The following is a 12222-nucleotide window of genomic DNA, read 5'->3' as shown; positions in this document are numbered from 1 at the left end:
TTTCATGTTAAGTAATCTTGTTATTTTTGGCTGTTTGTATCGGTAATCATTGATCAAAAACCCAGCACTTACATAGAGTTTATGTAACTTGAATTTTTGAATGCATAAAAAAAAGCTTATCTATTGATAAGCTTTCCAACAACAGCCTTATTTTGATACCTTTCCTTGCCAGCCCGGTATTGTTATATGCAGCTCAAATAAGCTGCTTATCTCAAGCTAGACAGTGAACAGCTTAAGCCGCCATTCGTCTACATTCTATGGCACATTGATGGCAGGTTTCGGCACACTGTTGACAATGTTCAGAAGCGTGTTTGATACACTCTTCAGCGCACCAGTCACATATTTTTGCACAGATCTGGCACATATCCGCCAGAAAGATTGATTCTCGTTGATGAGCTTTGGCACATAACATACAGATATCCGAACATTCCAGACATCGGGTAATGCACTCCCGCATCATTTCGACTTTTTCTTCTTGTAAACAGGCGGATGCACAAGTGGTACAGGCCAATGAACAAACCAGACAAGCTTTGGCGCAATCTGAAAACTGGATAGAGTCCATCTTATTCTCCTTAGCTAAATCATCAAAAATGCTTACTAAATAAGCTAATCAGATAAAGTGCTGCAAAACATAAGGATTCGGTTATAAAAAGTAAGCCATGTTTTTTTAAGTAATCGAATGAAGCAAAGGTCTCTCGATCTGACTTTTCAGCGAAAGAAGCAGTCGCTATATGCGGTAGATATCTGCGGAAAAAATTAAGAATAGTCCGGGCGTTTTTTTCTATGGGATTATTTTATTTATGCGGATAAAAAACGCTCAAAATCAGCAATGAAGATGAGCGCTTTATATTAAGCCGGGTCACTCTATAAAAAAATAATCAGTGCCCATAAATATTTTTGTGCAAGGTGTCTGAAAGCCAGTGGATAAAGCCTGTTTTATTCTTAAACTGCGGAGTATCGAATAAATTTACATTCAACTCAAAATGATTAAAATTAATAAATTTATAGCTCCCGCCGCCTAAAGCAACCACATCGCTGTGTGGATATTTGAGCGTTTTTAGCGCTTCGCTAAAGAACAAGGCTTTAAGCGCTATCTCACTATTCTTGTGCGCCTGATAACTTTGGGACTGAAGGAATAAATCATATTCTTGATCTAAACGTGTCATGATTTGGGAAATAACCACTTTAGACTCCTTTATTATTGGAACACCTGTTATCGCATAGAAAACAGTAAAAGCCCACCTTTTGATGGACTTTTATAGTATTAAATTGGTATGACTAATGCAGGCTTAACTCTTCATCTTTGGCAATCACGACCGAAGTGAGCATCGGAATACCCAAGATCACCGGGACCATAATGATCCATAAATCGGTTGTTAAATGACTTGAAAAGAAGAAATGGATGGCCATGGCCACCAACGCCAATACACTCAACAATACACCCATGAATCGAACTGCAAATTTAATCAGCATTTTTGATCCTATATAATTGTCAGTACACTTCATCAGTATACGCCTAGCATTTCGATCAAGATACCTGCTTTTATACAACCGATACATCACAATAAGCACCCATCCTTGCACCTGAGCTTTTCTCCTCTCTATTGCTGATTTTCTGCTATGCTACAGAACAAGCTGAATTAGTACTTGATATTAGAGGAAACCGAAATGCTGCGATGGTTTGAAAAGCTAGTCGATCCATACCCCACCAAAGACTTAAACAAACCATTACCTACGACCTTTTTTGCTTTCGTTTGGCAATCGACTCAAGGCATTCGCCCTTTTCTATTTTTACTGATTGCATGTACTGCCGCAGCAGCATGTTTTGAAGCTTTATTCTTTTCCTATATTGGTAAATTGGTCGACTGGCTCACCAAAAGTCAACCCAGCACCTTTTTACAAACCAATCAACAGAACTTAACCATTCTGATCAGTATTCTGTTTGCCAATATTTTCTTTGTCAGCCTGCAATCGATTATTAAACACCAAGTATTATTCAGTAATTTTCCAATGCGTATGCGCTGGCGTTTCCATAATTTATTACTGCAACAAAGCCTGGACTTCTTCCATACCGATTTCGCTGGACGTCTTTCTGCCAAAGTCATGCAGACTGCACTGGCGGTACGCGAATTCTGGATGATTCTTGGGGACATGCTGGTTTATGTACTGGTCTATTTTGTGACCATTAGTCTGGTCATGGGTGCAATTTCGCCGGTGTTGATTGTGCCGCTGATTTTATGGTTAGCCTTATTTATTGGTATTGCCAGCTATTTTATTCCACGACTTGGCAAAATCTCCCAGCAACAGGCCGACGCACGTTCTGTCATGACCGGTCGAGTTACCGACGCCTATACCAATATCCAGACAGTAAAGCTCTTCGCTCATGCGGGTCGTGAAAGCCAATATGCCAAAGAGTCGATGCAGGAATTTATGGTGACGGTGTATAAGCAAATGCGTCTGGGGGTGAAATACCAGATCAGTATTCGTGTACTCAGCGCATTCCTGTTTATTAGTGTGATTGGAACCTCGGTCTGGCTTTGGACACAAGGTCAGGCAGCAATCGGGGTGATTGCTGCAACCACAGCGATGGTATTGAAGTTGGACAGTCTGGCCGAATTCATCATGTGGCACATTACCATGCTGTTTGAAAATGTCGGTACCATTCAGGACGGGATGAAAACTCTGGGCAAACCGGTCCAGATTCAGGACAAGGAAAATGCCACTGAGTTACAGGTACAGCACGGCGAGATTCGTTTTGAAGATGTCAGCTTTGCTTATAACCAGAAGAATGTCATTGATCATTTTAACCTGACCATCAAACCGGGTGAGAAAATTGGGATTGTCGGTCGTTCCGGTGCCGGGAAATCGACACTGATTCAACTGCTGCTGCACTTCTATAACATCAACCAAGGTCGTATTTTGATTGACGGTCAAAATATTCATGATGTGACCCAAGATAGTTTACGTGCCAATATTGCCTTGGTAACGCAAGATACCTCGCTGCTACATCGTACCGTCGCTGAAAATATTAAATACGGTCGGCCGAATGCAACTGAAGCTGAAATTCAACAGGCGGTCAGAAAAGCCAAAGCGGAAGAGTTTATTCCGCAGCTAACAGATATGAAAGGTCGTGTTGGTTTTGATGCTTATGTGGGCGAACGCGGGGTGAAACTGTCGGGTGGACAACGTCAACGTATTGCCATTTCACGGGTTTTCCTGAAAGATGCACCGATTTTAATATTGGATGAAGCCACCAGTGCCCTTGATTCCGAAGTCGAAGCCGCAATTCAAAGCAGTTTAAATGACTTGATGGTTGGCAAAACGGTCATTGCAATTGCCCACCGTTTATCTACTATTGCTCAAATGGATCGTCTCATTGTGCTGGATCAGGGCAAAATCGCAGAACAAGGCACACATGAGGAGCTGATTGCTCAAGATGGTTTATATGCTCAACTGTGGAAACGCCAGACAGGCGGTTTTTTGGTTGAACAACGGGTAACGCAGGACACAGAATAATGTTGTATTTAGAAGACCTTAATATTGGCGATCGTTTCATCAGCCGTGAATATGAAATGACACTAGAAGAAGTCAAGCAGTTTGCCAATCAATACGACCCACAACCCTTTCATACCGATGAGCAAGCTGCTGCGCAACACCCTATTTTTCAGGGATTGGCAGCAAGTGGCTGGCACACCTCAGCCGTCACCATGCGACTTTGGACGGAATGTTTTCCGGTTGCTGGCGGCTTACTGGGAACAGAATCGAGTTTACGCTGGCCAAGACCAACACGTGCAGGAGATAAAATTCACGTTGAAGTTGAAATTACCGCAATCGTTCCGTCTAAAACCAAACCAGATCGCGGTATCGTCAGCTACGTAACCCAAGCTTTGAACCAGCACGGTGATGTGCTATTAATATCGACAACTAAAATTTTGGTGTTTAGAAAAGCAGCTTAAGACTTGGACATTCAATGACTGTTTTGTCCAACAATTTTTATGATTGATTATTTTATTTCATGTAAAGATGTTTAAGACTTTAATGTTTAAAAGATATTGGCAAAATTGATGAGCGCCACGGAAAGCCCATGAAAACAAGCACAACTCGTCAAGATCAAGGAATACCAGGCGTCTATGGCTTATTGCTATTGGATGTAGTTTCTCGCTGGGGATATAGCGATGAAACTTTATTTGCTCCATTTCATTTAACGAGTGAACAGCTGGCTGATCCGAACTATCGAATTCCAACACCGATTGCCAATGAACTGGTGAAGCATTCTTTGCGCCTGACTGGTGAAAGTACACTGGGTTTTCATCTCGGTACGCAAATGCGGATTTCCATTCATGGATTTATCGGTTATGCCATTATGACGGCGCATGATATTACCGATGCCATTGCACTGGCCAGCCGCTTTATTCAATTACGTCTACCCTTTCTACAGCTATATTTTTCGACCTTCGGCCCTAAAGCCACTTTACAACTGCAGTGTGATATCGAAGTCGAACCGTTGCGCACCGAAATTATTCTAGGTCTGACCATTGGCATCATGACCATGGCCAGAGCGCTTACCGGAATAGAAGATTTAAGTGGTGAGGTAGATCTGGATTTCCCTGAACCGGCAGACTTTGAAAAATATCGGGACAAACTCAGCAGCAGCATTCGTTTTAATCAACCGCATTTAATCTCAAGCTTTGATAAAAAATATCTGGGCCTGAAAATGGTCAATGCCGATCCCATTGCCAGCCAGATTGCTATTAACCAGTGTGAAACAGAACTATCAGCACTGGGCGAACGTCGGCGTTTAGCAATGCGGGTGCGGGATATTCTGACCAATTCAGAACAGCATTATCTCAGTATCGAAAGTGTGGCTGAACGTTTGCATATGTCCGACCGTACCTTGAAGCGTCAGTTGGCAGCAGAAGGTACTTCTTTTTCCACTTTAGTGGATGAAGTACGTTATCGTCATGCCACCTCCCTGCTTTCCCGCACCGATTATAGTCTGGAACAGATTGCAGATGAGCTTGGCTATTCTGACGTGGCAAACTTCAGTCGTGCCTTTAAACGCTGGAGTGGCCGTAGCCCAAGTAACTGGCGCAAAGATCCATACTTATAATAAGTTCAACGGCGAAAGCTTTTGTTTTTATTGAAAAGCATGTATAAACCAAATAAAAATGATACGACAGATTGTTAAGGAGTTGTCATGAATCATCCAGCAGAATTGAAATATGCACGTACGCATGAATGGGTAAGAATCGAGGGTGACCTCGTTGTGACTGGTATTACCGACCATGCACAAGATGAGTTGGGTGATTTGGTCTACGTGGAAACCCCAGCAGTGGGCAGTCATGTCACGGCAACTGAACAGGCCGGTATTGTTGAATCAGTCAAAACTGCATCAGATATTCATGCACCTGTTTCAGGTACAGTGGTTGAAGTGAATAGCGATCTTGAAGATGATCCTGATTTTGTCAATGATGAACCTTATGGCAAAGGCTGGATTTACAAGATCAAACCGGACAATATCGCAGATGTAGAAAAACTACTTTCAAATAGTGAATACGAATCAGGTTTATAATCGAATAGATCTTGAGAAAAAGCCCGGCTAATTTGACCGGGTTTTTTTAAATGAATGCACGTAGTCGTACCTTGCAGCGCTCATACTTGCGTCTAAAATCTGAATTTGACGACACAAATCCGATCAAGTCACAGCTTAATCCTTCAACCCTCTTTCCGGACAATTGACTGAATCATTTTTTCTTTTCTAGCCAAGCCGTCATCTTGAAAATTCGATAAATAAATAATCAAAATTTCTGCTACTTTTTTGTGTAGAAAAGGGCTCAACATTATATTTTTTTAATGTCAAATTTCTCTGGCTGATTACCTTTGTAACATCATGTGTCAATATTTTTGCCTAGTTTTTGACTGCTTCAATTTAATCTACATCTGTACTTTTTATAAATTGTAACTTTTGAAAACATTGTGCGTAAATTTCAATCATCAACCCGAGCATTTTTGATGAAAAAAAACGCGCTTTTTTCAATAAAAAAATTAATATTCATAGAGTTATTTTAAATTACATAAAATATACAAATAAAATACATAAACATAACAGTATTTTAAAAATCATTTGTGCTTGAATCTGTGACCTTATCAATCCCAAGAATAGTCATTCATTTTTTTAGCTATTCAGTTGTGATTGCAAATTATGGATATGTAAGGACAGGCATCCATTATGAATTTTTCGAATCCCACAGTTGTTGTATTCGTGGTGTATATCCTGGCCATGCTTGGCATCGGTTTATACGCCTATTTTTCTACTAAAAATCTTGATGATTATATTCTTGGAGGCCGAAGTTTAGGCAGTTTTGTAACCGCATTATCTGCGGGTGCATCAGACATGAGCGGTTGGTTACTCATGGGCCTACCTGGCGCTATTTACTTAACGGGTTTATCTGAATCGTGGATTGCGATCGGTTTGATTATCGGTGCATGGCTGAACTGGTATTTGGTGGCTGGGCGTTTACGTGTCCATACCGAAGTACAAAACAATGCCCTCACCTTACCTGATTATTTTACTGGTCGTTTTGATGACCAGAAGAAAATCTTACGCGTCACTTCTGCATTGATTATTCTGGTATTTTTCGCAATTTATTGTGCTTCTGGCATGGTCGCTGGCGCACGTTTGTTTGAAACATTATTCCAATTGCCGTATAGCACAGCATTATGGATCGGTGCATTTGCAACCATCGGCTATGTTTGTATCGGTGGCTTCCTTGCGATCAGCTGGACCGATACCTTCCAAGCTGGCTTAATGATTTTCGCATTATTACTCCTGCCAATTGTGACCTACATGTCTTTAGGTATCGGCATGGAAGAATTTACCGCTGTTGTTGAAAGTGTTCGCCCACATGCTTTTGATTTTGCGACAAACTTAAGTGTTGTTGCGATTCTTTCTGCAGCTGCATGGGGCTTAGGCTATTTTGGTCAACCACACATTCTGGTTCGCTTCATGGCTGCTGATTCTGTGAAATCAATTCCAGCGGCTCGCCGTATTGGTATGACCTGGATGGTTTTATGCTTGGCGGGTGCAGTCGGTTCAGGCTTTATCGGTATTGCATACTTCCAAATGCATCCTGAATTTGCGGCAGCAGTAACAGCTAACCCTGAAACTGTGTTCATGGAATTAACCAAGATCTTATTCAACCCTTGGGTTGTAGGCGTCATTCTTGCTGCAATTTTATCGGCAGTCATGAGTACCTTGAGCTGTCAGTTACTGGTCTGTTCGAGTGCGTTAACTGAAGATTTGTACAAAGGCTTTATCCGTAAAAACGCGTCACAAAAAGAACTGGTTTGGATTGGTCGTGCCATGGTACTTGCAGTTGCAATGCTTGCACTGGTGCTTGCTCAGAACCCAGACAGTAAAGTGCTTGGTCTCGTTGCTTACGCCTGGGCTGGTTTTGGTGCAGCATTCGGTCCATTGATTATTCTTTCATTGTTCTGGAAGCGTATGACCCTGAACGGCGCATTGGCAGGTATGGTTGTGGGTGCTGTAACCGTTATCCTTTGGAAAAACTTCTTCGGTGCTACAGGCATCTACGAAATTATTCCGGGCTTCGTTTTCGCCTTGATCAGTATTGTGGTGGTGAGCTTGCTTGGTAAAGCGCCAAATGCTGCTGTAACCAGCCGCTTCGAACAAGCTGATGAAATTTATGCACGCGAAATGAAATAATTTTGCTGAAAAATTTAAGGGGCTTTCGAGCCCCTTTTTTTATTTAAAATTTTGTCCGTGATTTAATTTTTATTTTCGAGCTGTCTTTCACGACCTGCATCACCGGATAACTACGGGTTTCCTTCACCCCTGGCAACTGCCATAAAATCTGTCCTGCAATGCGACGGAATTCCTCCATCCCCGCGCTACGCAATTTAATCAGAAAATCAAAACCGCCACTGACCATATGACATTCCACGATTTCAGGATACTGCGTGACTGCGTCAATAAAATCATCCAGTACATGCGGTGTGGTCTTATCCAACAGCACTTCCACAAAGACCAGAAAATTGGCATTGAGCTTATTCGGATTCAGTTTCGCCTCATACCCCAAGATAAACTCATCCTTCGTCAATTTCTGCACGCGCGCCATCACTGCAGTCGGTGACAGGTTAACGAGTTCCGCCAATTTACTATTGGAAATCCTTCCATCTGTTTGAAGAATATCCAGAATTTTCAGATCAGTTCGATCTAATGTATAAATAGGGCCATTCAACTGAATTTTCCTCTAAAAAATAAGCAAATTATAGTGAGTTACTCGGGATTTATTCTGTAATCATAAATTATCTAAACCTCTCTGCTCAATATGTTTTAGAGATTGTTATTGGAATTTAGCATGAATACATTGGATACTCCCGCACAAATGGACACAGCTCACGCAGACGGTTATATCACCGAATTTAAAGAAAAAAGTGAGTTTGAGCAACGCATCAATACGGCATGGCGCCGTGCAGAGCCTGAAGCAGTCGCTGTACTTGCTGAAGCAGCCAACATTTCCCCTGAACTTGACCATAAAATTTATGAGCTCGCATTTAGCTTAGCGCACAATTTGCGTGAGCGTAAAAGTTCAGCGGGTAAAGCTGGTATCGTTCAAGGTTTACTTCAAGAATTTTCACTTTCTTCACAAGAAGGTGTAGCACTGATGTGTTTGGCAGAAGCTTTGCTTCGTATTCCAGATACTGCAACGCGTGATTTATTGATCCGTGACAAAATCAACCAAGGCAACTGGAAAGAACACGTTGGTCAAAGTAACCTGATGTTCGTCAATGCCGCTGCCTGGGGTTTGATGTTAACTGGTAAGTTGATGGAAACGCCGAAGCAAACCAGTTTATCAAGTGTCTTAACTGGCCTCTTGGCACGCAGTGGTCGCGGTATCATCCGTAAAGCCGTTGACGTTGCTATGCGTATGATGGGCGAGCAATTCGTTACCGGCGAAACTATTGGCGAAGCGCTTGAACATGCGAAACCATTTGAGCACAAGGGTTTCCGCTACTCATACGACATGTTGGGTGAAGCTGCCCTAACTGAACATGATGCTGAGCGTTATTACAACGACTACACCCAAGCCATTCATGCCATTGGTAAAGCATCGAACGGTCGTGGTGTCTATGACGGCCCCGGTATCTCAATCAAGCTTTCTGCATTGCACCCACGTTACCAACGTGCGCAAATTGACCGTGTTCATCATGAACTTTACAACAAAGTTTTTGAACTGGCGTGCTTGGCAAAACAATACGATATCGGTTTAAACATCGATGCTGAAGAATCTGAGCGCTTGGAAATCTCGCTTGAATTGCTTGAACGCCTATGTTTCGAACCGAAACTTGCCAACTGGAAAGGTATTGGTTTCGTGATTCAGGCCTACCAGAAACGCTGTTTCTATGTGGTTGATTACATCGTTGATCTTGCAAAACGCAGTAACAAACGCCTGATGATCCGTTTGGTGAAAGGTGCGTATTGGGATAGCGAAATCAAGAAAGCGCAAATCGATGGCATGACCGACTACCCTGTGTTTACCCGTAAAGTTCACACTGACTTGTCTTACATTGCGTGTGCGAAAAAATTACTTGCTGCTCCAGATCAAGTGTATCCGCAGTTTGCGACGCACAATGCACAATCACTTGCAACGATTTACAACTTGGCTGATCCAAGCAAGTATTACCCTGGCCAATACGAGTTCCAATGCTTGCACGGTATGGGTGAGCCATTGTACGAGCAAGTGGTTGGCTCTAAAGAAGACAATAAGCTTGGTGTGCCATGTCGTGTTTACGCACCTGTAGGTAACCATGAAACTTTATTGGCTTACTTGGTTCGTCGTTTACTCGAAAATGGTGCCAACACTTCATTCGTCAACCGTATTGCGGATAAAACTTTAAAAGTTGAAGATTTAATTCAATCTCCAATCAAAGATATTCAAACTTCAGCGAAAGATGAAGGTCAGCTTGGTTTAAAACACCCAGCGATTCCGCTTCCGCATGATCTTTATCCATTACGTCCAAACTCAAGTGGCTTTGATCTCAATAATGATCAACCATTAGCAGACTTGGATGCGACCGCACAGAAGTTACGTAACCAGATTTGGAAAAGTGGCCCTTTACTTGGTTTTGAATCAGCAGTACACGATGAAAGTAATGCGCTTGCAATTACAAACCCTGCACAAAACAGTAAAGTTGTCGGATATGTCAATGAAGCAACCAGCGCTGATGTACAACTGGCCTTAGAAGCTGCGGTACAAGCTGAACAAAGTTGGGCTGTAACTGATAAAGTTGAGCGTGCTGCTTGCTTAAAACGTGCTGCTGGCTTGATGGAAGCCCGTATTCAAGAGTTGATGGTTTTACTTTGCCGCGAAAGTGGTAAAACCTATGCCAATGCGATTGCAGAAGTTCGTGAAGCGGTCGATTTCCTACGCTATTATGCAACTCAAATTGAAAACCTGCCTGCAAATGCACAGGTGAAGCCATTAGGTACCGTATTGTGTATCAGCCCATGGAACTTCCCTCTTGCAATTTTCTCTGGTCAGATTGCAGCTGCATTGGTAAGCGGTAACTGTGTTATTGCCAAACCGGCTGAACAAACACCACTCATTGCAGCACAAGCGGTGCAAATGCTTTGGGAAGCTGGCGTGCCACACGGCGCTGTACAGCTTGTTCCAGGCCGTGGTGAAACAGTCGGTGCGCAATTGAGCCAGGATGACCGCATCCAAGGCATCATGTTCACAGGTTCGACTGAAGTTGCAAAAATCTTGCAAAAAACGGTGGCAAAACGTTTATCTCCAAATGGTCAACCTATTCCGTTAATCGCGGAAACCGGTGGTCAAAATGCGATGATCGTAGACTCTTCTGCACTGACTGAACAAGTGGTTCTCGATGTTGTCAGTTCTGCATTCGACAGTGCCGGTCAACGTTGTTCTGCACTTCGTATCTTATGTGTACAAGAAGACAGCGCTGCAACCGTCATCAAAATGTTGAAAGGTGCGATGCAACAGTTGATTGTCGGCAACCCTGCGATCTTAAAAACCGACATTGGTCCTGTGATCGATACTGAAGCGAAACAAACCATCGATACGCACATTCAAAAGATGAAATCTAAGGGTTACCCTGTTCATCAATTGATGTTCAACGATGCTGCAAGCCAACAGGCACTTGCACAAGGTACTTTCGTTCCGCCAACAGCAATCGAATTACCAAACCTTGATGACCTTGAGCGTGAAGTATTTGGTCCTGTACTACACATCATCACGTATAAGTACGGTGAACTTGAGCAGTTGATCGATCGTATCAATGCCAAAGGTTACGGCTTGACCATGGGTCTACATACCCGTATCGATGAAACCATTAATACGGTGATTCAACGTGCTGAAGTGGGTAACTTATACATCAACCGTAACATCGTCGGCGCAGTGGTAGGTGTACAACCGTTTGGTGGTGAAGGCTTGTCTGGTACTGGTCCGAAAGCTGGTGGTCCACTTTATATGTACCGTTTGATGGAGCATTGTTCAGAGAAAGTATTGGCAACCCCATTTGCGGTGAAAGCTGAAATCTCTCAGTTTGATGCCGTATCCAATGTGGCTTACCAAAGCTTGCTGGCTTGGGCAAAACAACACATGGCTCAAGCAGTACCGACAATTCCAGCATTTGGCGTAGGTAAATTCTACGAGTTGCAAGGTCCGACTGGCGAAAGTAACCAGTACATTATCCTGCCTCGTCATCGTGTGCTTTCGATTGCCAATGATGATGCTAGCCAGCTTCAACAATTGCTTGCGATTTTCGCAGTGAGCAGTACAGCTGCGGTATTGAAAGACAATGCATTCTTGGTAAAACACAAAGCGTCTTTACCAAAAGATGTCTTGGACGCAATCACTGTGATTTCAAGTGTTGAAAAAGATGCCTTTGATGCCGTGCTTCATCATGGTTCTGTTGAACAGTTGCAAGATTTGCAAACTAAAGTTGCTGCCCGTTCAGGTGCGATTGTTGGCATTACCCAGCTGCAAGCCAATGAGCAGATTCCTTTAGAGCGACTTGTGATTGAACGTGCCATCAGCGTGAATACAGCTGCAGCTGGCGGTAACGCAAGCTTGATGACTTTATCTGAAGACTAATATTCGCCTTTTCGAGAGATATTAAGTCTCTCACTGACCCGAATCATGTTTACATGGTTCGGGTTTTTTAATATGTTTT

At 42.9% G+C, this 12222-nt stretch carries 10 protein-coding genes; 6 read left to right on the top strand and 4 right to left on the bottom strand.

Features of this window, described 5'->3' with window-relative positions:
- Positions 1–232 precede the first annotated feature (232 nt).
- From JO943_RS00540 to JO943_RS00530, 3 genes are all read right to left on the bottom strand, one after another.
- Positions 233–562, bottom strand: a complete 330-nt coding sequence (locus JO943_RS00540; RefSeq protein ID WP_079281804.1) for a four-helix bundle copper-binding protein — start codon at positions 560–562, stop codon at positions 233–235.
- 316 nt (positions 563–878) lie between these two features.
- Positions 879–1184, bottom strand: a complete 306-nt coding sequence (locus JO943_RS00535) for a hypothetical protein (RefSeq protein ID WP_202739669.1) — start codon at positions 1182–1184, stop codon at positions 879–881.
- A gap of 94 nt (positions 1185–1278) precedes the next feature.
- Complete coding sequence (locus JO943_RS00530; RefSeq protein ID WP_202739668.1) at positions 1279–1473, bottom strand: hypothetical protein; 195 nt, start codon at positions 1471–1473, stop codon at positions 1279–1281.
- A gap of 195 nt (positions 1474–1668) precedes the next feature.
- On the opposite strand from JO943_RS00530, the gene JO943_RS00525 reads away from it, so the two are divergent.
- The 5 genes from JO943_RS00525 (at position 1669) to putP (ending at position 7726) form a co-directional block, all read left to right on the top strand.
- Positions 1669–3516, top strand: coding sequence for an ABC transporter ATP-binding protein (locus JO943_RS00525; RefSeq protein WP_202739667.1), 1848 nt, complete (start codon positions 1669–1671; stop codon positions 3514–3516).
- The gene (locus tag JO943_RS00520) at positions 3516–3956 is read left to right on the top strand and encodes a MaoC family dehydratase (protein WP_005229976.1); all 441 of its coding nucleotides are present in this window, start codon (positions 3516–3518) and stop codon (positions 3954–3956) included. The genes JO943_RS00525 and JO943_RS00520 overlap by 1 nt, the downstream gene beginning before the upstream one ends.
- A gap of 128 nt (positions 3957–4084) precedes the next feature.
- Positions 4085–5110: an AraC family transcriptional regulator gene (locus JO943_RS00515; RefSeq protein ID WP_202739666.1), complete on the top strand. Its 1026-nt coding sequence runs from the start codon at positions 4085–4087 to the stop codon at positions 5108–5110.
- 87 nt (positions 5111–5197) lie between these two features.
- Positions 5198–5572, top strand: coding sequence for a glycine cleavage system protein GcvH (gcvH, locus tag JO943_RS00510; RefSeq protein WP_005229972.1), 375 nt, complete (start codon positions 5198–5200; stop codon positions 5570–5572).
- A 657-nt stretch (positions 5573–6229) separates the two neighbouring features.
- Complete coding sequence (gene putP / locus JO943_RS00505) at positions 6230–7726, top strand: sodium/proline symporter PutP (protein WP_005285301.1); 1497 nt, start codon at positions 6230–6232, stop codon at positions 7724–7726.
- Positions 7727–7769: 43 nt separating this feature from the next.
- On the opposite strand, the gene JO943_RS00500 is transcribed toward putP, so the two are convergent.
- Positions 7770–8261 (bottom strand): Lrp/AsnC ligand binding domain-containing protein, encoded by a 492-nt coding sequence (locus JO943_RS00500; RefSeq protein ID WP_005229968.1) that lies wholly within the window; start codon positions 8259–8261, stop codon positions 7770–7772.
- Positions 8262–8381: 120 nt separating this feature from the next.
- Between JO943_RS00500 and putA the strand changes: the two genes are divergently transcribed.
- On the top strand, positions 8382–12143 hold the full coding sequence (gene putA, locus JO943_RS00495; protein WP_202739665.1) for a trifunctional transcriptional regulator/proline dehydrogenase/L-glutamate gamma-semialdehyde dehydrogenase: 3762 nt from the start codon (positions 8382–8384) through the stop codon (positions 12141–12143).
- Positions 12144–12222 lie beyond the last annotated feature (79 nt).

The sequence above is a fragment of the Acinetobacter sp. 'aerobic (ED)' genome, from assembly GCF_904886855.1.
In the GTDB taxonomy this organism is placed as follows: domain Bacteria; phylum Pseudomonadota; class Gammaproteobacteria; order Pseudomonadales; family Moraxellaceae; genus Acinetobacter; species Acinetobacter courvalinii.
This window is presented reverse-complemented; position numbering and strand designations above follow the sequence as displayed.